The sequence below is a fragment of the Providencia sp. genome, from assembly GCF_003533305.1.
Taxonomy (GTDB): Bacteria; Pseudomonadota; Gammaproteobacteria; order Enterobacterales; family Enterobacteriaceae; genus Providencia.
Genome location: NZ_DOEH01000018.1, coordinates 82,399 through 105,892 on the forward strand (window position 1 = coordinate 82,399; position 23,494 = coordinate 105,892).

A 23,494-nucleotide genomic window follows, 5' to 3' on the forward strand; every position below is an offset into this window, starting at 1 on the left:
GTTGCCTACATGCAACTCGAATGGCTTTTAATGTAATAGGTAGCCTGCAAAAATTAACAAGGTAATCAATTAGAAGGTGAAATTCACGTTCGCCCAATAACGGCGACCATCTTCTACATCCCAGTTGCCGCCATTTTTATCAATTTTAGGCCCTTTTTCATTACCGATATTTAATACTGCTAAATTTAGCTTAGTATTTTTCAGTAATTGATAAGTGGCTCCGACATCCATGGTGGTATAGCCACTACGGTAGCGTGGTGCTGTGTAGCCATTACGCTGGGAGGCCCAAACTTGTTTACCTTCATAGTGTGCACGGGTATATAAAGTGAGGTCTTCGCTATAATTCCAATCTAACTTAGCATTTGCCAGATGCTTTGGCGTTTTATCCAATGCATAGCCTTTGAGTGATTGACCACTACTTAGCTTTTCATCATCACTTTTACGCTCTGAATCAGTATAGGTGTAATTTAAACTCAATTTCCAATCTTGGGCTAGAGGAATTCCTGTTGCGACCTCAACCCCTTTGATATTGGCTTTACCGACGTTGTCATAGGTATATAAGTTTAGATTGGTAATAGGGTCTGCGTCGCCAGTATAGTAGCTAGTTAATTTGTTTTTAAAATCGGTATTAAAGAAAGTTAAGCTAGCATCAAAACCGGATTCATGGTTATAGGCAATACTGATTTCTTCACTGAGGCTTTTTTCTGGTTTTAAATCAGGATTACCGTAGATAATCCCATTACCGCCCTCAGTTGAGGTACCGTAACCTGAACTGACTTCACGCAAGGTTGGTGCACGGAAAGCTTGTGATACACCGCCTTTAATGGTGATTTCATCAGTTAAATAATAAACTGCATAGCCTCTCGGGTTCCAGTGATTACCATAAGTCTCATGGTGATCTAAACGTAGACCACCCGTTAAAATAAGGTCATCTGTTGCTGTAAACTCATTTTCAACAAATAATGCATATTGTTCAGCGCTAAGTTTTGCATTTTCTGTGGTTGTTTTACCTGTGGAAGAGCTATCTTTCAATTTAGCGTGTTGGAATTGCCCCCCTACAGAGAGAATATTGTCAGGTAGAAAGGCAACCACTTTCCCATCAACTACAGTATTGGTAATTTCAGGAACGCGAGGCTCATAACTATAAACTAATGGGCTTGTTTTGGTTTCTTGTCTTTCAGATTTAGTTGAGCGCTTTGTTTGTTCTTGATAAACGCTCAACTCAGTGTTGAATGAATCCCAATCACCTTTATATGTTAGTGCTAAATGGTTTCGATCATTATGAAGTTCTGTTTTGGTATTGGCTTTTTTGGAGGTACCACGAATTTCATATTCAGCGAGAGATTTACCCGGCGTTGAAGTTCTTTCTTGAGTGGTTCTGCCTGCTTCAAATAAGAAAGTTTGGTTATCCCAAGGGGTAAAGGTTAGTTTTGCCGTTAAGCTTTTATTATCCTTTTTATTATGCCCTTCTGTAATCTTATCTTCTTGGCGATAATCGCCACCGCCATATAATTGCAAACCTAATTTATCTTGCATTAATGGTCCAGATAGATAGAAATTACCATCTGTTGAGTTACCGCTATCACTGTTTTCTTGCACAATAGCGCCAGTCGATAGACTGCCGTGCCACTCATTAGTGACTTTCTTGGTGATGATATTGATAACGCCGCCCATGGCATCAGAACCATACAGGGAAGACATAGGACCACGGATCACTTCAATACGTTCAATTGCTTCAACAGGCGGCATAAAGCCTGCTTCAAAACCACCGCTGCCATTCGGGCGAGATTCACGGCTATTTTGACGACGACCATCCACGAGTATTAAGGTGTATTCGCCGGGCAAGCCACGAATATTAATATCTTGTTTATTGGCTGCACCTACAATACTGACACCTTCAACATCTTTAACCGCATCGGCTAAATCGCGTACCGGTTTGTTTTGTAATTGTTCAGCAGTAATTACAGTCACACTCGCAGGGGCATCACGTAATTGCTGTGAATAGCCCGATGCACTGACGACCATGGTATCTGAGTTTTCTGCGGCAGTAGCGCTAAAAGAAGAGAGTGCCGTGCAAACACCTGCGGCAAGAAGCGTGTAGTGGTATGGCTTAGACATAATTATTCCTAGACCCCGGTAAATTGAAACAATAAATATAAATGATAATAATAATCATATTCTTTATCGATAATACCATTGAAGTAAGTAAGAAATAAATAATTGCCTAACTAATTTATGGTCAGGATTTGATCTCAGACATAAAAATGCATCTAGCTTTGTGAAGCGTGCCAACCTTAATGGAAAATTAAGGTTTAACTTTGGTTTATGGAGTTTCCCACAATGTGAACTTACATTAGCTCTGCTATCTACTCGGGGAACTTAAAGGCTAATGAGAAGTATATTTTTGATGATCGCAGGATTATTGATGTTAATCGCACCCACACTGGCGTGCGCAGAGGCGATGCGCTTAAGTGTGACTAATCCACAACAAACTATGGCGGTTGATGTTGTCAACATTCCGGGAAAGTTTGTGGCTAAAAATGAGGTTTCTATCGGATCGCCATTACAGCAACAAAGGGTGACGGCGGTTTTTGTTGAAGAAGGTGAATGGGTTGAGAAAGGGCAATTACTCGCTACGCTTGAATCACCACTTCAAAGTGCGGCGGTGAAGCAATTACAAGCGGAAACAGAGAAAGCAACCGCTTACATTAAGCAGCAACAAGCTCTAACGGCACAGTCACAAAAAGAGTTACAGCGCCTTATGCCACTGGCTAAAACAGGGGTAATTTCCGCGAATGAATTCGGTAAAGCGAAATCAGAAGCGCTATCACAGCAAGCCTTGCTCGAGGCGAGTCGGGCTGAGTTGCGTCAACTACAAGCACAATTAACGCGTGAACAGAGCCAAGAAGATAAATCAAAGATTATCGCCCCCGTTTCAGGGGTGATCAGTGAGCGTTACGCGATGAACGGCACGCTATCTGATAATGCGTTGCTGTTTAAATTAATTGAAAATAATGAAATTGAATTTGAAGCCGCCGCTCATTCATCGGAATTAGCGCGAATTCGAGGTTCAAATCCCGTTGTTATTCAATTATCTGAAAATAAGCAACTTTTGGGTAAATTACGTTATTTATCGCCGAAAATAGCGTCATTAACACAATTAGGTAAAATGCGAGTCGCCTTGAACGAGGCGCCCAACGGTATCCGTATAGGGGAAATTGCGACGCTGGTTTACGCCAATTCACCCGAGGAACAACTTACTTTGCCATATAGCGCCATTAGAACGGAAACAAATGGTGAGCGTTTCGTTTTCACCGTGACCGAAGGGGTTGTGACAAAACAAAAGGTACAAACGGGGAAAATACAAAATGGCCGAGTGGAAATTCTCAGTCCTTTAGCGACAAATTTAGACGTTGTAACTTATGCACAAGCGTTTTTGTCGCAGGATGACATTGTTATTGCAGTGAAGGATAGCCAATGAAATTACAGTTATCATCTTGGGCCATCACCAGACCCATTCCTACTATTGTGATTTTTTTGGTGTTAACGATTGCCGGAATATTTTCATTCAATACCTTACCGGTGACGGCGAATCCGGTAATTACTTTTCCGATTGTTACTGTGACGGTGACGCAAGATGGTTCATCGCCAACGGAGCTAGAAAATGCAGTCACCAAGCGAGTTGAACGTGCGGTATCGGGTATTCCGGGTATTCGCCACATTTCATCATCAATAACCGAGGGGTCATCATCAACAACCATTGAGTTTAACCTTAACGTGAACGCTCATGTGGCGACTAATGATGTGCGCGAGCAGATAGGACAAATTAGAGCAGAGCTGCCTCAAACAATTGATGAGCCGCTTATCAACCGAATTGATGTGGAAGGTGGTGCAATTTTACGTTATGCGGTTTCTTCTGATACCGAATCTATCGCTGATTTATCATGGTTCGTGGATGACACCGTCAGTAAGCAGCTAGTGGCGGTACCGGGTGTGCAGAAAGTGAGTCGATTAGGCGGCGTTGAGCGCGTTATTCGTGTCGAACCGGATGCTCAAAAATTGGCTGCAATGCAGATATCAATCGCGACTATTAATGAATTACTGCGCAATGTACATCAAAATTCCGCAGGAGGTAGTACTAAATACAATACCTTACAGCACACAATCCGTGTTCTGGGTGAAAAGCATGCGGTGGATGATATCGCCAATGTGATGTTACCGATGGATAACCAACAATCTGTCAAATTAGGTGAAATTGCAAATGTGTACGATGGCTATAAAAATGTGAAATCCATTTCACAGTTTGATGGTGAAGAGGTGGTGGGATTTGCGGTTTTTAGAGCGAAAGGTTCCAGTGATACGCAAGTGGCTGAAGGGGTAAAACAGGCGCTTGCCAAACTGCAAGCGGCGAATCCCGCGGTCAAAATTAGCTTAATTTCATCGACCGTCAAATATACCGAATCAAGTTTTAATTTAACCATTCAAACCTTATTAGAAGGGGCATTTTTAACCGTTGTTATCGTTTTCTTTTTCTTAAAAAGTTGGCGAGCAACGTTAGTAGCAGCGATTGCTTTACCATTGTCTATTTTGCCGACGTTCTTTATTTTGGCTCTGTTTGATTACAGCCTAAACAGCATTACATTACTGGCATTGACCTTGGTGATTGGTATTTTAGTCGATGATGCCATTGTTGAAATTGAAAATATTCAAAAATATATTGAGCGCGGAGAGCGCCCTTATCTGGCGTCACTAAAAGCCTCTGATGCGATAGGATTTGCGATTGTTGCCATTACATTGACGATTGTGGCCGTCTTTTTACCAGTGAGCTTTATTGGTGGTTTTGTGGGGCAATATTTTGTGCCCTTTGGTGTCACGGTTTCTGCGGCAGTATTATCATCATTATTGGTTGCTCGCCTTGTGACACCGTTGATGGCAGCTTATGTTTTATTACCACAAAAACAGCAACATGAAGGGGTGAAGGTTGCCAATTGGATTGTGCGATATACCCGATTTTTATCAGCAACCTTGAAACATCGTAAATTAGCTTTATCTGTTGCTGGGGTGTTTTTAATTGGTTCCGTTGGGATCACCAGCTTCTTACCCGTTGGTTTTATGCCTGATGGTGATATTAGTGTAAGCCAGATAAATATAGAGTTATCGCCAGGCACACCTGTTGAGCAAACTCAGCAAAAAATTAATGAAATTGCTGAGAAATTAAAAGATAGGCCTGAAATTTTATCCGTTTATACCATTGCAGGCATAGCGGATGATTCAGAGGGTGTTGCTCAACACAAGGGGGAAATGATTTTAACTTTAACGGAGCCAAGTGAGCGTGAGTTATCACAAAAGCAATTTGAACAATCAGTGTCACCGTGGTTGAGCCAAAAAACTGATGCGCGTTATAGCTTTAGTAACAGTAATGGCAGCAAAGAGTTTTCGTTGGTATTTACCGGCACCGACCCTGAAGAGCTTGAAAAAGCGATTCAAGCATTGCGCAATGGGATAGCCAAAACTGCTGGATTTAAAAACGTGCAGGTGGTGAAACCGTTATTGCGTAAAGAGTTACTTGTTACGCCAAACTTGGTTGATTTAGGGCGAACAGGGGTGAATGTGGACGATATTTCCACGACACTACGCATTGCTACGATGGGAGAAGCCAGTTCTCGCAGTGCCAAATTTAATCTACCGGATAGGCAATTAGCATTGCAGGTTATTCTTCCTCAAAATCAACAAAATGATATTGAGGTATTGAATAATTTATATGTGAAAAGCGCGGGGGAACAAAGTATTCCTATCAAATCGGTGGCGAAAATTGACTCTAGTGATGGGCCTTCACAGATTGAGCGAATTAATCGCCAACGTAAAATGGTGATTGAAGCTAATTTAGAGGGTATTACTTTAGGGGAAGCTATTGAGAGTGTGATGCAATTACCTGAGTATCAACAATTACCCCATAGTGTTTCACAGGTCGAATACGGCGATATGGAATATATGACCGATATGTTTGAACGCTTTGGCACTACGATGGTATTAAGTATTTTGCTAGTTTTTGCCATCTTAATTGTGCTGTTTAAAGATTTTATGCAGCCGATTACGATTTTAGTGGCTCTGCCGTTTTCTATCGGTGGCGCGATTATCGCACTGGTTCTTTATGGTGCGATGATAGATTTACCCGTTATCATCGGTATTTTAATGCTTATGGGGATTGTGACGAAAAACTCAATTTTGCTGGTGGAGTTTATCCTTGAAAAAGAGCGCTCAGGTCTTGATCGCGAAACGGCTATTTTAGAGGCAGGACAGGAACGTATTCGCCCGATAATTATGACCACGTTTGCGATGATTGCCGGTATGGTGCCGTTAGTGTTGACGACAGGGGCAGATGCTAGCTTTAGAGCGCCGATGGCCATCGCGGTTATTGGTGGGCTGATTAGTTCCACGATATTGAGCTTACTTTTTGTTCCCGTAATTTACAGTTTAATGGATGATTTAAAACAAAAAATACTGCCTCTATTAGCCAAACTGACTTCCGTCACGCAAACTGATAGAGATGTTAAAGAGTGGTAAAAAGAGGCCAGTCATATAAATGGCTGGCTTTTTACTATTGTTTTTTTATTGATTGGGAAGTAAATTGACTTTTAGTCCACCTATAGACTATATTTGGTCTAGTTGCCTGAAAATGCATGTAGGAATTCTTAATGAAAATTGAAACGATTAGTTATATTAAAAAACATGCCGCTGCACTTGAACTTTCTGAGCCAATTTTGGTTACTCAAAATGGTGTGCCAGCTTATGTCATTGAGTCATATGAAGATAGAAAAAAGAGAGATGATACTATTGCTTTACTTAAGCTCTTATCTATTTCAGAAAAAGATAGCAAAGAAGGAAAGCTCTACTCGCGTAGCCAGTTATTGGATAATCTGTAAATTGGAGCTGTAGGATGATAATTAATTTTAAGTACACGGAAACATTTTTAAGTATTATAAAAGACCAAGGATTGGATAAAAAATTAGTTAATACTATTCTTGATAGGTTTGAACGGCATCTGAATTCTTTTCCTGAATGTTGTGGAGTACATGTATATTTACAGGAAATAGGTGTAACTAAATATAGGGGATATATATCGCCTGAAAATTACACTCTTCTTTATTCCTATGAAAACAAAGGCAATGTTGTTACTGTTCATGCTATTTTGCATCAACGACAAGATATACAAAAGCTATTATTTAATCGTATCATTGAACGCTAAATTTAGATTATTAGTGATTTCTATATGTACCATGTGAACTTTTTATTCCCTAGAAATTATTTCTGTAGCACTAATCTATTAGTTAAATTTACTGCAATTAATAATGTTTAAGTTAAATTAATAATAATCAATCATATTAATGAAAAATTGCTACATTAGAGGCAAAACAAAAATTTCAAAACTAGTATTATTGACATTTTTAATTCATTAATCTAGTTTCAAGGTGTCCAAATCAGTATTGATGAGTAAGGCACCTTTCATCATGAATACATCCCCAACTCGCTCACAATGGCCGCTATTACGCCTTGCCACGTCTATGTTTTTTTCGTATATGACGGTTGGCCTTCCCTTAGCTGTTATTCCACTGTTTATCTATCAAGAACTTGGCTATAACGATATTTGGGTGGGTGTCGTGGTCGGTATTCAATTCTTAGCCACGGTACTGACTCGGGGTTATGCGGGGCGCTTAGCTGATCAACAAGGTGCCAAAAGAACCACATTACAGGGCATGTTAGCTTGTGGTTTATCTGGTCTGTTTTGTTTGCTCGCAGTTATTTTACCCCTTGGGCCAGCCTGCCAAATTTCACTCTTGATTATGGGGCGCTTAGTGTTGGGTTTAGGGGAAAGTCAATTATTGACAGGGAATTTAACGTGGGGAATGCGGCTTGCGGGCGCTGAACACGCAGGAAAAGTAATGTCTTGGAATGGAATGGCTATTTATGGCTCTCTTGCTGTCGGGGCACCATTAGGGTTGATGATTTATCAACATCTTGGCTTTGCAGCACTTGGTGGTGTCATTATGTTGCTACCTTGTATTTCATTACTGATAAGCGGCACGGTAAAAGCAGTTTTACCTTTGCAAGGGCGTTGGGTGTCGTTTTGGTCTATCTTGCGCAAAATTTGGAAAATGGGCGCTATATTGGCGCTACAAGGCATTGGCTTTGCTGTGATCAGTACTTTTATCTCACTCTATTTTGCATCTAATCAATGGGGAAATGCAGGGCTAGCCCTCACAGCATTTGGTTGCGCGTTTGTTTTGGTACGTATCTTTTTTGGCGGTTTACCCGATAAATTCAACGGTTATCGAATTGCGCAGATTTCTTTATCAATCGAGTGTGTTGGGTTAGTAGTGCTTGGTTTTGCGCCTGAATTTAGCGTGGCACTAGTGGGTGCGGCACTGACGGGGATGGGATGTTCACTTATCTATCCTGCAATTGGTAAGGAAGTTGTGAAAACTGTTGAGCCTCAAATGCGAGGTACGGCACTAGGTGGATATTCCGCTTTTCAAGATATTGCCTATGGGATAACTGGCCCACTCGCGGGTATGACGGTGGCTTATATTCATTATCGAGGTATCTATTTAGCGGCGGCAGTTGCGGTTTTATTGGCTATCGTGATGACTTCTATTTTTATAGGTCGTTCGAGCTATCGTCATTAGTTTATTGAGGAGATAAAAATTGTCATCAGAAAATATGCCAAAATATATCAGTTATCTTGGATGGGCTGCGACCTTGACTGCATTTAGTATGTATGTGGCCTATATTCCACAAATTCTAGGGAATCTTGAGGGAAATAAAACCCATCCAATGCAAGCGGCGGTTGCTTCACTTAACTGTGCTCTATGGCTCTGGTATGGAATAAAGTTAAAGAATAAGCCAATTACCTTCGCGAATGTTCCTGGGGTTATATTTGGACTGATTGCATTTATTACTGCGTTATGAATTCATTGACTGTATACAGATGCAGTCAATGATCTACGTTTATAATTATTCATTTCGACTATGTTTTAATATATCTTTGGATATTTAGTCAAATAATGATGTGAAAAATGAGTCCATAGTTTTTTATATTATGAAATCATTTACTCGTAAATTGAATTTCATCATCTAATCATATTAAGATGTGCTCTATAAAGCCATTAACTTTAAGTGTATTCAATTACACTTATTATCATTATGGTATAGTTAATATCATATTTAGATATAGCCTTCATTTTATTTAACATTGACCTTACATTGATGATTTAACTCTATGTTATTTATATATATTAATTTGAGTTGCTAAGTTATTAGATAAGTTCAGTAGCTGATAAAACTGATATAAAAGATATCATATTATTGTTCTATTCTATTTTTATGTTATTTAAAAACAGTTCCCTATTGCTTTATGGCAGAGAGTTCGTAAATATAACAGATAGAATGAATAATTAATTTCGACGTTGAGAGTTATTATGGACCAACCAAAAAATACAGATGAATCTAATCAAAAAACGACAAATGAAAAACGAAGAAAAATATGGATGGTATTTGCTTCAATTATTATCATTCTTTTATTTGTCGCCTATGGCGTTTATTGGTTTTTAGTCTTGCGCTTTCAAGAATATACCGATGATGCATATGTTGCTGGATTACAAATCCCGATCATTGCGCAAACAACGGGTAATGTCACTCAAGTCAATTTTGAAAATACAGACTTAGTGAAGGCGGGTGATGTGCTCGTTGTCTTAGATAAAACCAATGCGACGTTGACTTTTGAACAAGCAAAACACGATCTCGCCACCACGGTGCGCAAGACGAAAGAGCTGTATATCAATGGCGACGAATATCAGGCTCAAATTCAAAAGAATCGCGTATCCCTTGCGCAAGCGCAAAAAGATAATCAGCGACGTATTGCGTTAGGGCGTAGTGGTACTATTTCTAAAGAAGATTTGCAACACTCCCAAGAGGCTGTGCAATTGGCTCAAGCTGCGCTGGAGATTTCAATTCAGCAATATAATGCCAACCGAGCGCTATTACGCAATACGGAATTGAAAAAACAGCCAGCAATACAGCAGGCAGCAGATAGTGTTCGCAGCGCATGGATTAACTTGCAACGTACTGAAATTAAAAGCCCAATGACAGGTTATGTCTCCCGCCGGAACGTCCAAGTGGGTTCACAAGTTAGCTCTCAAAGCTCATTAATGGCGATTGTTCCTATTCAGCCAGTTTGGGTTGATGCCAATTTTAAAGAAACTCAGTTAGAAAAAGTCCGGATTGGTCAGCCAGTGACGATAAACAGTGATTTCTATGGTGATGATATTGTTTATAACGGGACTGTTGTTGGGCTAGATATGGGAACGGGCAGTGCGTTTTCGCTATTGCCTGCTCAAAATGCGACGGGCAACTGGATTAAAGTGGTTCAGCGTCTCCCTGTTCGTGTTGAATTAGACCCAGCGCAAGTCGCGAAACATCCGTTGCGTATTGGTTTATCGATGAATGTGACGATTGATATTAAAGATCTCAACGGCCCTGTTTTGGCTGAAGTTCAACGAACGGCACCCGCTTTTGAAAGTGATGTATTGGTGCTGAAATTGAACGATGTCGATCAGATTATCGATACCATCATTAACGATAACGCGGATTAGCCCGAAAGGAGTGGCTGTGGCAGATATTCAACCACTAAAGGGCACAAAGCTAGTTTGGGCAACAATTGCATTGTCCTTGGCGACGTTTATGCAAGTGTTAGATTCGACAATTGCAAACGTTGCTATTCCGACAATTGCAGGGAACTTGGGGGTTTCGGTATCTCAAGGAACGTGGGTTATCACGTCATTTGGGGTATCAAACGCCATTTCTATTGCTATCTCGGGCTATCTTGCGAAACGATTTGGTGAAATTCGTGTTTTCTTATGGGCAACGGGGTTATTTACCATCTTTTCTCTGTTGTGCGGGTTTTCCGATAGTTTGGGTATGCTTATTATGTATCGCGTGTTGCAAGGCGCGGTAGCAGGGCCGGTGATCCCACTTTCCCAAAGCTTAATAATGCGTTGTTACCCGCCGAAAATGCAAAATATGGCCTTAGCATTTTGGTCGATGACGATTATTTTAGCACCCGTGTTTGGTCCTATTTTTGGGGGTTATATTAGCGATAACTTCCATTGGGGCTGGATTTTCTTTATGAACGTGCCTTTAGGTATTTTCGTTATTATTGTGAGCACAATAATATTCAAGGGTATGGAATCAAAAGTGGTCAAAGTGCCATTCAATGTGATTGGCTTGGCGCTACTTTCTGTCGGTGTGGGTTGCCTTCAAGTGTTGCTAGACAAAGGCAAAGAGTTAGGTTGGTTAGCATCTAAAGAAATCGTAATTTTAGCTGTATTTTCAGCAGTTGCGTTAGTTTTCCTTGTCATTTGGGAACTGACTGATAAAAACCCAATCGTAGAACTTTCGTTATTTAAGTCGAGAAATTTTACCATCGGAACCATTTCGGTCAGTTTGGCGTACATGGCCTATTTTGGCGCGATTGTCTTACTACCTCAACTGTTACAGGAGGTATATGGCTACACGGCAACCTGGGCTGGACTGGCGCTAGCGCCAATTGGTTTATTGCCCGTATTATTTTCAGCACCAGTCGCTAAGTTATCAGATTTTCTTGATATCCGCTGGATAGTCACCTTTAGCTTTGTATTTTATGCAATCTGCTTCTTTTGGCGTGCATATACATTTGAGCCGAGTATGGGCTTCTCTGCGGTAGTTTGGCCTCAATTGGTACAAGGTATGGCGGTTGCCTGCTTCTTTATGCCATTAACTACGTTAACATTATCGGGCTTACCACCAGAAAAATTAGCATCGGCATCAAGTTTGGCCAATTTTTTCCGTACTTTAGCCGGTTCAATTGGTACATCGATTACTACAACGATGTGGAGTGATAGGGAAGCGGTGCATCATAGTCAACTAACTGATTATATAACAGATTATAATCCAGAGTCGTTACAGATGTATCAAGAAATGGCCGCACATGGAATGACATCAGAGCAAACTTCTGGATTTATTGCGCAGCAGATAACTAGCCAAGGGTTGATTATTGCGGCAAACGAAATCTTCTGGTTATGTGGTTGGGTGTTTATTGCTTTGATTATCACGGTTTGGTTTGCGAAACCGCCATTTGGTGGCAATGCGAATAAGTAAATAATCCATTCAAAGTCATATAAATAGGGCGCAAGAAGATATCAATTGCGCCCTATTTTTATTTTATGGATACACTACATTCAAGATGGCGGTGGTTTTGATTGTACCCTGAGTAACTTGTTTCGGCGCCCATGGGTAATAATAAGCCGCCATCGGGATCATAAAATTAGATTCTAATTGCCCACCTGCTTTGACATAAAAAAGCGATGTGGCATTACCACGGCTATTGGTATTGGTTGAAATGAGCACCGGCTGTTGGTTATCACTGGTTTTAACTAATCTTAGACCGACTCCTTGAGCCGCATTTGGTGATTTATCAATTAAAACGGTGCGATCAGTACTGAGCAAGTTATTACTGGATAAGAAGATATCAATATCACGTTCAGAGGTATTTTTATTGCCCAAATTTTCGCAGCGCATATTTAAACTAAATGGTGTGTAGCCTGCTCGGGTATCATTTAAGACCTGATTACGTCCTAAAGTCGGTAATGTAACCACTAAACCTGCATTTTGAAATAAACAGGTCGTCATTTTGGGTGAATAAGTGATATTCATTGGTTGGCTATACATATCGCGTTGATCATAAGGCCATTGAAAACCGTTAAGTAACCAATAGGCAATTTTAAGAATTTGCTTGGGTAGCCAAAGTAATATTTCAAAGAAGCTTAAACCGCTTAAATCAGTCACAATAAGAACATCACGTAAGTTCGCCGTATTGCCTTGTATTTTTTCTCCCTTTTGAGAGACCAATGAAAATTTAATTGTCATTGAGGCATTTAATTGGGCAGCAGAATAGCTACCCCATTTTTTTATCGTTAGATTCGGGATGTTATTCGTAATTTCTGCACGAATATTATATTTGCCCTCATTAAAACTTAAAACAGTCGCATCATGGCTACTGGTGCTTAGAATTTTAATATAGCCAAAGGTGCTTTCATAAGTCGTACAGTTAAAACTGCCTGCATATTGCGTTGGAATTGTGGTTATCCATACGGGAGTTGCAGGGGAAAGCTTATCGGATAAATCTACATTAATCGGCGGTGCGTAGCGAATATTACTATTGTAACAAGTAGCATAACTCAGGCTACTAAATAAAAATAAGCATAAAGATAGGATATTCTTAATCATTATTTACATCTCTTTATTGGCAAATAGCGGGTGAGCTATCAAGGTTTTCAGTCAATTCATTGATAGTACAACTGCCATTAGCTAATTGGACGACGACTTTTTTAGGGAAGTTTTCGGCTTTCAAATAAAGCACGCTAGATTGTCCGACATAGCCGATTGATTCCCCATCAATACTCAAAATTTCTGAGCCAAAAGGGAGTGCTTTGTTATCAAAAAACAATGCACGACTCACCCAGTTTTTACGAGTATCGGTTTTAAAATTGACGACACTAACCGCGCCTTCTAGCGGGGCACTATTGGCTATATTTCCAATGACTTCAGCACCCTGCGTCTCTTCTGTATTAGTAACCGTGATGGCATTTTTTCGATAAGGTGTTGCATAAGGCACTAACGCGAGTCCTTCACTATTTGTGACAATACTTTGGTCGCCATTAATCATGAGCCCTTCAGCTTTAGGGGCTTTCACAATGGTCATGGTGCTGCCTACTTCATTAGACATGAGCACATTCCAAGGAATAGCGACTAAGCTACCTCGGGCACTTAAACCTGTTTGACGATAATCGTTGGACTCACTTAATGACGCCCCTAAAGTGGAAATATTAGCGCGATAGGTGACATTGGCACTGGCCATATTTTGTCCATTTTGCTGATTGCTACCAGAAAACGCATAATTAAGACGATTTGCCTCAAGGGCGGTTCCACTTAATGAAAGGGTACTTTGTTGGTAACCGGAGTCGGTGGCGGTAAAACCAGAACTGACCCAAATATTGTTATCGAATAACGACATAGGCAAGCTTAGGGACAAATAGTAGCGATTTTCTTCTTTTCCTTGTCCGTCTCGTACACGACTTGCTGACAATGAATAACTCATCTGTGCATAAGAATTGGCATAGCCGAGTTGATATTCTCGTGTTGCAGGTATGGTTGCCCAATAATCACGTTGCGATCCTGAAACATAAAATGTGCCCCAGCTTTCTGGTAGTCGTTGGTTTAAATTGATGGTGAAGGTATTTTTGGGTCTTGCGCCTCGCATGGAATCCCAAGTATTAAGATCAACTGCGGGTGTTTCTTGATTATTTTTTTGATTTTTTTTATACAAATCAATAGATTCTTGGTATGAACGATAGCCATCGTGAGCATGAATTGAATCATTAAAGCTATAATAGCCTTTAGTTGAATAACGATAGGCCGCTAAGGTGAAGTTAGTGGCTGTGGTATCTAAAAATTTACTATAAGAGACACGCATACTTTGCCCATGTTGCGAATCATTCAATAATTGTGTATCTGCATGGGTAATATCAACGGAAACTGCCCCAATAGGGAGATTCCAACCTGAACCCACTAAATAGGCTCGGTAATTTTCACTGGCGATAGTGCCTATGTATCCGGTGATTAAATTATTAAAACCATACTCAAAAGTACCTTGTACAAAAGAAGGAGTGTAGTTTCCTCCGTCCTGATTCACTTTTCCTGCAAATAATGCATAGTTACTGACCCCCTCCTTTAACATACCCGGAACGGCAGAAAAGGGGACAGTAAAGGATTGTTCTTGTCCATTGGCTTCTTGCACAATGACTAATAAGTCACCTGCGGAGCCTGTAGGCTGAATATTATCAAGGGTAAATTGCCCCGGAGGGACACTTTCTTGATAGATAACACTGCCATTTTGTAGAACTTTAATCAGCGCATTTGTTTGTGCGACACCTCTAACTATAGGGGCGAAACCTTGTTGAGAGCTTGGACGCATGTTGATATCGGAGGCGAGCGAAACACCACGGATCCGCATAGAATCGAATAAATTACCTTGTGTATAGAAATCACCCACTAATAAATTAGATTTTTGCATCGGTAATGATTTTCGAATATAGCGGGTATTATTCTGCCATTTCAGTTGTTCACCAGAGTACTTTCTGACGGTACTGTTATCTCGAAATTGCCAAGAACCTATATTAAGACCGGATTCTAAACCGCTATAAAAGTCATCACTGGATAATTTAGCACCATTTTTATTCTTCGTTTTATAATAAGTGGTGTTATAGGAAAAGATCATTGCGGGTACGCCGCTATCCCAAAACTCAGGAGGCACGTAGCCGACTTGGGTACGTAAAACGAAACTTTGTGGTACAGATAATTTAATACTTAGTGTACTAACATCAACACTATAGCTTCCTCCTTGAACAATTTGTTCTAATGAGTAGTCATATTGCTCAGTGTCAAGTTTAGGGAGAGATACCCCGAGCAACATGGCTTCTTTTTGTTCAAGATATATTTTCTTGTCATCGCCAGTAAAGGTGAACGGATAACGGCCTTTCCAGTCATCATTGACGTAGATATCCATTTCTTGGATACCAGCGGGCATATTTTGGTCTTCATAAAAGCGAGTTAAGTCTGACTTTGCAGAGTCACCTGCGAGCAATGAGGTGTCAAAATTAACTCCCCAACTCGGTGATGTTGCGAAAAGTAGGCATATTGCCAACAGGCTTTTATGATGGCCGTACTGCTTCATTATTACAGGTTCTCTAACTGGTGGGATTGTTGTTCTTTTTACGATAAAGCTACAGCGCAACGATCGATTTATCTTTATAGGCACCAAAATCATCAACATATAGCAAACTATAGGTTTTACCCTGCTTTACGGGGGATTTTGCAGGTGCAAATACATTAGAAAATGGGGCGATCATTAACGATTCAGAAAGTACTTTTTGGCCTTTGTCGTCATTGATATTGGCAATGGTGATGTAAAACGGACTTGTATTCGTGAGGCGAAATCCTTGATTTTCAACTTTCGCTTCGACGGTTGAAATTGCATTCTCTGAAATACTTTGTAAGTTAGTTGGACGATAAAACAGTTTAATACGCGTTTTAATAGCCAACTGCATCGTATTTTGTCCCTGTAAATTATCGGGTGTCGGGGGAATATCGAGAACATTTAAATAAAAAATAGATTCTCTATCCGTTGGCAATGAAGAGGGTAATTTTTTAATTCGCAGTTGCTGGCCTGCATTACCTGAAACCTTTATAACTGGAGGTGAAAGTAAAAATGGCACATTAGCAGTTTCTGGCGTTGAATTGATATCACCATCATCAATCCAAGATTGTACCAAGGCGGGATCATTACCGTTATTAATTAATTGTACGATAGTTTCTTTATTACTCGCCGGATAAATAACGCGAGTGCCATTGACCACAATATTGGCAAATGCGGAATTAACACTAAATATTAAAGAAAGTAAAATAAGTATACGCATATTCATTCGCTCAAAAATAGCCAAGTTAGTTATTTAACTTGGCTATTAATCATTACAGGTAAGAAATTGTGTAAGTTACGTTAGAACTCAAGCTACCTACTTTTGCCGGTAATGCATTGGTTTTATAGTAGTAAATATCTAAGGCTAATGACTCAGGTTTAGCTGGGTTAGTCGCGCTGCCTTTGATATCAGTTACAAAGGGTTTATTTAATGGAATTGCTGTTTTAGTACCTGGTTTTGCAATAGCAAAGCCGACGTTACGCGCAACAGATACATCATTTTCATTTACAGTCGTATTTTGCAAATAATTACCGTCAGTAGAGATATTATCTGCAGATGAGAAATGAATGGTTAATGGGGTATCAATGGCTTTTGCTGCGGGTGCGCAATCAGAAAAAGTTAACGCGATTGTTTTTTTATTTTTATCAATCAGACCTGTAGTAATACCTGCATCAGCTGCAGTAATAGGGTTCAATGCAACAGTAAAATCTGCACTTTTTCCACCATTAATTGTACAAGTTGTATCAGTAATTGCACCGCTGAAGTTAATTACACCACCTGCCGCATTATCCGCTGATAAAGCTGGTGTTGCAGATAAAATAAGAGCTGTGGCAGCAGATAATGCAAATTTATTATTCATTTTCTTCTCCGAGAAGAGTTGTTATTCATGACGATGGTAAATAAGTAAAATATTAAATTTTTAATTTAATAAAAAATTTTAATTAATCATTAAAGCAATTTTTTAATTACTTAGATGTAAGAGGAAATTAAAAAATCAATAGCAAAACGTAATCACTTTAAAAGTGATTAATGTTTTATTTTCTATTTATTTCAGATAATTTGACTTATATCAAAAATGATAGCCTGTCATTATACGTGTAATCATTTATTTAAACAGAGGGCGAAAGTTAGTCATTTTATATATAAAAATTATATCTTGAAATGGGTACACTTAGGATGGGTGATTGTGGTTTATATATCGATATTAATTATATATATGATTTTTTATTCTAAGTTCTAATTTAAAATGATATTTTATATAAATATTGTAGATATTGTTGGAGTTAATAACTTGTTGCAAATAGTGAATTTATGTAAAAAATGATGTTTTAAATTATTTTAAATCAGTATGTTAAATGAAAAGGCTATTGGTGATTATTTGCTAACTTAGGATTATTTATAGTAATCATTGTTTTTAATATTCCGATTATTTGCTTTTAATTGGTCTAATGTTTCAATTATTTAATTAATATATAGATATTTTTAATATTTAAATAAGTGCTAATTTTAATTAGGGTGATTTAGCAATTATATTTTATTTGTATGACATTATTATTAACCAGGCATTTAAAAAACATTTTGATTATTTTTTCATCAATAATATTCTTTATGGTTTTTTTAAATTGGCCATATTCGATATTTACCCATATTAATTACGAGGTCTTTTATGGTTAAAGTTAAATTTTATACCGTATAAGCTCTCTATTTTTATCACTCAGCTATTATCGGCAGAATAGAAATTAACTTTATAACTAATTCATGGTTTAGGTGTAATTACTTAATTTTTTAGGCAAATATTAAATTTACATTAAGCTTGCTGCGTATAAAAAATAAGAGGACGAAATTTATCGTTTTTAAACGATAAATTTTTATAAACTCGATTTCGAAATCAGATTTTGAAAGGCGAGTTTTGGGCGATCTATTTCGATTTCATAAAGTGGCTCGACTTGCTTGAAAGAGTTCTGACCACGTGCGTTATACCGTATTCTAAATATAAATTGCTTATTTTATTGGCTCAAATAGGTGCTTTTTCAATCATTTTCTGTTTTGATGGATAAATAATTATATTTCATTTCATGTGGAAAAACGTAGGGAAACAAAAAGTGAAAACACACCATCAAGCGGTCTACCAACAATTTGACGAACAGGCAAATTCATATTTAACCAGCCAAGTTCATGCACAGGGTGAGGATTTAAAGGCCTTAATACATTCACTCAGTGGCAGTAATGAGGCCAATGTACTTGATTTAGGCTGTGGTGCAGGGCATGCCAGTTTTGGTGCGGCTCCTCTGGTATGTTCTGTGACGGCTTATGACTTATCAGATGCGATGTTAACGGTGGTCGAAAAAAATGCGACAGAGCGTGGTCTTAATAACATTACGACTTGTAAAGGCACTGCGGAATCATTGCCTTTTGCTGAAGATACTTTTGATATTGTGATTAGTCGTTACTCTGCTCACCATTGGCATGATGTTGAGCGGGCTTTACGTGAAGTTCGTCGCGTATTAAAACCTGGAGGAAGAGGTATTTTCATCGATGTTGTTTCACCGGGACACCCTTTACTGGATATTTATCTGCAAACGGTGGAAGTACTGAGGGATACATCTCATATTCGCGACTATTCCGCAGGGGAATGGTCTGGTATGTTTAATAATGCAGGGCTATTCGTTCGTGAAATTAAAAGCTTTCGTTTAGAGCTTGAATTTACTAGCTGGGTTGAGCGGATGAGAACGCCAGCACCGCTAATTGAGGCTATTCGTTTATATCAAAGCACATTAAGCGATGAGGCAAAAAGCCATTTTGCAGTACAGGAAGATGGCTCATTTACCTCAGACGTCATGCTGTTTGAATTTCAAGGCTAATTGCGTTATTTGATAAATTGCGCTTGGTTTAGCTGGCTAAGCGCAGTATTCACCTCGAAGATTTCACCGTCAACGGTTGGAATACCGAAGGATTTCAAGCGGGCGCTATGCTTTTGCAAGTAAGCTTGTGCCTCGGCTGCTGAGGCAAAGAGATAGATACCGCCTGCTTTTTGTGTTTCTTGGTTTTGCGTCCAAATTTTCCACATAAAACCCGGCTCTTGATTGATAGACTCAGCCAATTCATTCATCGCTATTGTCATTTCATCGCCCCAAGGCCCTTGGTAAGGGAAATCTACTTGTAAAATAACCTGCATATCATCTCCTTTTATTTGGATTTATTATAATAACGGCTAAATTCATATATTACATTGATTGTTCTTGGACGCTAATTTTTAGGGCAATCACGGTGATGATAATTTCAAACTATTCCGTTTTCCGGCCTCAAAAGCCTCGAGGGTGTTTAATCGCGCTTGTTTATGGTCAACTATCGGTGTTGGATAATTGAGCTGAATGTGATTACTATCAGCCCATTCATGAGGCGTATGGATATATTTATCTGGCACCGACATTAACTCAGGTAACCAATGGCGAATAAATGTGCCTTGTGGATCAAATTTGGTTCCTTGGGTCGTTGGGTTAAAAATTCTAAACCAAGGTGATGCATCAACCCCTGTTGACGCTGACCATTGCCAGCCCCCATTATTCGCCGCTAATGTGCCATCGATTAGTTGGCCCATAAAGTATTTTTCACCTTTACGCCAATCGATGAGCAAGTCTTTTACTAAAAAACTGGCCACAATCATACGTAAACGGTTATGCATCCAACCCGTTTCATTTAGCTGACGCATTGCTGCATCCACAATGGGGTAGCCTGTTTGTCCGTTTTTCCATGCATTAAAATCGTCAGGGGAGTTATTCCACTGAATATGTTGAGTCCATTCAATAAACGGTTGATGACGGCAAAGTCGCGGAAAAGCAACTAATAAATGAGAGTAAAACTCACGCCAAATCAATTCATTAAGCCAAGTAAAAGCGCCACTGTCTGGAGAATCTAATGCCTGAGGGTTTTCCGCATGTAAGCGGTTAAAACACTGCCGTGGAGATAATACGCCAATGGCTAGATAAGGGGATAATTGACTGGTTCCATTGACTGAGGGAATGTCTCTATCTCGTTGATAATTTTGGACACGCTCACGACAAAATTGTCTCAGTTGCTGTAATGCGGCTTGCTCTCCGGCCACAAATTGTGGCGAGATATCAGCCGCAGCATGTGCAAACAACGGTTGTGTTTCGTTAATTTCGAGGGCTTTACCGCGTTTTTCTGGCACAGTTAACGAACGGCAATCAGTGACAACAAGTTGAGAGGTAAATGCACGCCGAAATGGTGTATAGACCTGGTACATTTCGCCTTTTTGATTGCTCACGGTTCCAGGAGCAAGCAGTAAAGCATCATCAAAAGCATGAATATGTAAGGCATGAGATTGTTTGACTAACCACTCATCCCGTTGCTTTTCATTTATCTCATATTGGCGATTAAAAAAAAGTGCATCCGCTTGCTGTTCGCTGGCGTAATCAAGCACCCATTGTGCGGCCTCAGTAAAACTCGCGCTAGTATGACAAACTAGCGGAATACCGAGTTGTGCAAGAGAATGTTGTAATGCAACGAGGTTTTGATGCAAAAAAGTAATTTGACGTGCAGAAACATCATGCGATTGCCATTGTTGTGGCGTAGCGGTGAATAATGCAATCACTTTCGCCTGCGGATCAGCGCAGGCGGAGGAAAGCGCTTTATTATCTGTGACTCTCAAATCATTGCGAAACCAGATAAGATGACAAACTTGTTTTGCTGCCACCGCTTTCCTCCTTTGCCTTTGAAAAGGTTAATCCAATTTAGGGTGCTGATTGATCAAAGATTGACGTTTTTTCTCAAGTTCAGCAATTTCTTTTTCAATATCTTCAACTTTTTGTTCAATGTTGTCAAAGTGCTCAGATAAGATCTCTTTTGCCTCTGCTTTATCTGAAGCCGCAGGAGTCGCGCCTCTTAATGGCTTATTTGCAGTTTCTGGCATTTTAATACCGGTTAGCAAACCGATAGCGGCGATCACCATCAGATAATAGGCTGGCATATACAGATCATGGGTTGATTCGACTAACCATGCTGCTGCTGTTGGTGTTGCACCTGCAATTAATACTGAAATATTAAAGGCGATTGCTAAAGCACTGTAACGAATATGGGTTGGAAAAATAGCGGGTAAAATTGATGCCATTACACCCGTAAAACAATTTAATAATACAGCTAGAATTAATAAACCAACAAAAATTAAGCCGACAGAACCACTGTTGATCAACATAAAGGCCGGATAGGCTAAGAAAATAAGACCTACACTACCTGCGATGACAAAAGGACGACGGCCTATTCTGTCACTCATCAACCCAATCAATGGCTGAACAAATAACATACCCATCATAATGGCAATAATAATTAGCACACCATGGTCGGTTGAGTAATTCAGGTTATGTGATAAATAACTTGGCATATAAGTCAGCAACATATAATAAGTTACATTAGTTGCGATCACTAAGCCGACACAAATCATCAAACTTTTCCAATATTTAGTCGCCACTTCACGGAAAGAAACTTTCGGTGGGTTTTGAATATTGGCTTTATCTTGTTTTTCTAACGCTTCAATATGTTGTTGGAATGCAGGGGTTTCTTCAAGAGAATGACGTAAATAAAGACCAATAATCCCTAAAGGAAGTGCTAAGAAAAATGGAATTCTCCAGCCCCAATCGTGAAAACTTTCTTCCCCTAGAATACTTGAAATCAGTACTACGACACCTGCACCTAGTACAAAACCGGCAATTGAACCGAAATCTAACCAGCTTCCCATAAAGCCACGTTTACGGTCGGGTGAATACTCTGCAACGAAGATAGCGGCACCTGAATACTCGCCACCGACTGAGAACCCTTGAGCTAGTTTAGCAATAAGTAATAGTATCGGTGCCCAGATACCGATGCTGTTATATGAAGGAATTAACCCTATACAAAAGGTACTGATTGCCATAATGATAATGGTCATCGACAATACTTTTTGTCGACCATATTTATCACCTAGGACACCAAATACAAGTCCTCCGAGTGGCCTAACTAAAAAAGGTACTGAAAAAGTGGCTAATGCGGCAATCATCTGAACGCTCGGTGATGCGTCCGGAAAGAACACTTGACCTAGTACATAGGCTAGAAAGCCATATACACCAAAGTCAAACCATTCCATCGCATTACCCAGCGAAGCAGCGGTGATTGCTTTTTTTAACTTACCGTCATCAATGATAGTAATATCATTAATATTTAACGGTTTTTCTCTTTTTTTTCTAAATTTCATGGAGCCATCCTGTTATCTGAATATTAAGAACTTTTTAAACGACATTCAAAATGTAGGTTTTTCACATCTGAGTTTTTTGGATAAAGAGCAAGTGCTTAATATTTAGAATAGTCGTTATATGAACAATACATAAATTATTTAAACATTATTTGAAAGTGAAAATGATATTTTGCTGATTTTATTGATTTGTATCAGCTATTTTTTGATTAGGTTACCGTAGGCAGGAATATAGCGAAAAAAAATCATGAGAATAATATTGAAGTTGATTTAATGACAAAGAACATGGCTGTGAAGATTGTTGTAAATGAAGCAAAAAAGTCACCATCTAATAGCTGAACATGGTATCTATCATACAATAATTTCGAAATGTTGTAAAATAACGTGATTTTAATCCAGTATTAATACTTTAAATTGAATGTAAATGCTGACTTTTGTATGAAAGCTAGATTTAATGGGTGGTTTTGTTTTACTTGTATGATTTTAAAGTGAAAATTACTAATTTAAAATCAATTGGTAATTACCGCATGTTTTAATGGAACTAGCTCAAATAGGGTTGTTAATCATTGGTAATATCGATAGATTTTTTATGTGTAAAAATAAATTTGATTAGTACAACAGCAACGTAATATTAATTTTGACTAAGTTGATAATAAATTTTTTGCGATAGTCTAAATTTGATGATTTCTTTATGTGACCAATACAATCCATATTTATGCTGATACTTAGTTCTTCTTTTGATATTAACAGGTTATTGTATTGTTCTGTTTTATATTTAATTTAGTCGGTAGGAATAGACTATTTCTTTAGCTACAATCAATTCAATTATTGCCCAAGCATTTGAGAATGAGTGAGTATTGCAGCATATGAAGAATATCTGCAAATAACCTAATTATCTGACTTA

At 39.1% G+C, this 23,494-nt stretch carries 17 protein-coding genes; 9 read left to right on the forward strand and 8 right to left on the reverse strand.

The window, feature by feature from the left end; all coding sequences use genetic code 11:
• Positions 1-69: 69 nt before the first annotated feature.
• Positions 70-2,118: a TonB-dependent receptor gene (locus DD649_RS11045; protein WP_294107067.1), complete on the reverse strand. Its 2,049-nt coding sequence runs from the start codon at positions 2,116-2,118 to the stop codon at positions 70-72.
• 271 nt (positions 2,119-2,389) lie between these two features.
• Between DD649_RS11045 and DD649_RS11050 the strand changes: the two genes are divergently transcribed.
• From DD649_RS11050 to DD649_RS11085, 8 genes are all read left to right on the forward strand, one after another.
• A complete protein-coding gene (locus DD649_RS11050) occupies positions 2,390-3,481 on the forward strand; it encodes an efflux RND transporter periplasmic adaptor subunit (RefSeq protein ID WP_336430680.1) in 1,092 nt (363 codons plus the stop codon).
• Positions 3,478-6,564 carry an efflux RND transporter permease subunit gene (locus DD649_RS11055; RefSeq protein ID WP_294107069.1) on the forward strand — a complete coding sequence of 1,029 codons (3,087 nt, stop codon included), beginning with the start codon at positions 3,478-3,480 and terminating at the stop codon, positions 6,562-6,564. The genes DD649_RS11050 and DD649_RS11055 overlap by 4 nt, the downstream gene beginning before the upstream one ends.
• 131 nt (positions 6,565-6,695) lie before the next feature.
• The gene (locus tag DD649_RS11060; RefSeq protein WP_294107070.1) at positions 6,696-6,923 is read left to right on the forward strand and encodes a type II toxin-antitoxin system Phd/YefM family antitoxin; all 228 of its coding nucleotides are present in this window, start codon (positions 6,696-6,698) and stop codon (positions 6,921-6,923) included.
• Positions 6,924-6,937: 14 nt separating this feature from the next.
• Positions 6,938-7,246, forward strand: coding sequence for a type II toxin-antitoxin system RelE/ParE family toxin (locus DD649_RS11065; protein ID WP_294107071.1), 309 nt, complete (start codon positions 6,938-6,940; stop codon positions 7,244-7,246).
• Between the two features lie 262 nt (positions 7,247-7,508).
• Positions 7,509-8,684: an MFS transporter gene (locus DD649_RS11070; protein WP_294107072.1), complete on the forward strand. Its 1,176-nt coding sequence runs from the start codon at positions 7,509-7,511 to the stop codon at positions 8,682-8,684.
• A 19-nt stretch (positions 8,685-8,703) separates the two neighbouring features.
• Complete coding sequence (locus DD649_RS11075) at positions 8,704-8,967, forward strand: SemiSWEET family transporter (protein WP_336430690.1); 264 nt, start codon at positions 8,704-8,706, stop codon at positions 8,965-8,967.
• Between the two features lie 509 nt (positions 8,968-9,476).
• Positions 9,477-10,649, forward strand: coding sequence for a multidrug efflux MFS transporter periplasmic adaptor subunit EmrA (emrA, locus tag DD649_RS11080; protein WP_294107074.1), 1,173 nt, complete (start codon positions 9,477-9,479; stop codon positions 10,647-10,649).
• A 16-nt stretch (positions 10,650-10,665) separates the two neighbouring features.
• Positions 10,666-12,192, forward strand: a complete 1,527-nt coding sequence (locus DD649_RS11085; RefSeq protein ID WP_294107075.1) for a DHA2 family efflux MFS transporter permease subunit — start codon at positions 10,666-10,668, stop codon at positions 12,190-12,192.
• Positions 12,193-12,255: 63 nt separating this feature from the next.
• On the opposite strand, the gene DD649_RS11090 is transcribed toward DD649_RS11085, so the two are convergent.
• Genes DD649_RS11090 through DD649_RS11105 form a run of 4 tightly spaced genes read right to left on the reverse strand, consistent with a single transcriptional unit; the run spans position 12,256 to position 17,208 of the window.
• Positions 12,256-13,320: a fimbrial protein gene (locus DD649_RS11090; protein WP_294107076.1), complete on the reverse strand. Its 1,065-nt coding sequence runs from the start codon at positions 13,318-13,320 to the stop codon at positions 12,256-12,258.
• Positions 13,321-13,333: 13 nt separating this feature from the next.
• Positions 13,334-15,826 (reverse strand): fimbria/pilus outer membrane usher protein, encoded by a 2,493-nt coding sequence (locus DD649_RS11095; protein ID WP_294107077.1) that lies wholly within the window; start codon positions 15,824-15,826, stop codon positions 13,334-13,336.
• Between the two features lie 49 nt (positions 15,827-15,875).
• Complete coding sequence (locus tag DD649_RS11100) at positions 15,876-16,568, reverse strand: molecular chaperone (RefSeq protein WP_294107078.1); 693 nt, start codon at positions 16,566-16,568, stop codon at positions 15,876-15,878.
• A 52-nt stretch (positions 16,569-16,620) separates the two neighbouring features.
• Positions 16,621-17,208 (reverse strand): fimbrial protein, encoded by a 588-nt coding sequence (locus DD649_RS11105; RefSeq protein WP_294107079.1) that lies wholly within the window; start codon positions 17,206-17,208, stop codon positions 16,621-16,623.
• Between the two features lie 1,216 nt (positions 17,209-18,424).
• Here DD649_RS11105 and DD649_RS11110 point away from each other — a divergent pair.
• Positions 18,425-19,210 (forward strand): class I SAM-dependent methyltransferase, encoded by a 786-nt coding sequence (locus tag DD649_RS11110; protein ID WP_294107080.1) that lies wholly within the window; start codon positions 18,425-18,427, stop codon positions 19,208-19,210.
• Positions 19,211-19,215: 5 nt separating this feature from the next.
• Here DD649_RS11110 and DD649_RS11115 read toward each other — a convergent pair whose 3' ends face one another.
• From DD649_RS11115 to proP, 3 genes are all read right to left on the reverse strand, one after another.
• Positions 19,216-19,524: a monooxygenase gene (locus DD649_RS11115; protein ID WP_294107081.1), complete on the reverse strand. Its 309-nt coding sequence runs from the start codon at positions 19,522-19,524 to the stop codon at positions 19,216-19,218.
• 87 nt (positions 19,525-19,611) lie between these two features.
• A complete protein-coding gene (phrB, locus tag DD649_RS11120; protein ID WP_336430699.1) occupies positions 19,612-21,063 on the reverse strand; it encodes a deoxyribodipyrimidine photo-lyase in 1,452 nt (483 codons plus the stop codon).
• 27 nt (positions 21,064-21,090) lie between these two features.
• Positions 21,091-22,593 carry a glycine betaine/L-proline transporter ProP gene (proP, locus tag DD649_RS11125; RefSeq protein WP_294107083.1) on the reverse strand — a complete coding sequence of 501 codons (1,503 nt, stop codon included), beginning with the start codon at positions 22,591-22,593 and terminating at the stop codon, positions 21,091-21,093.
• Positions 22,594-23,494 lie beyond the last annotated feature (901 nt).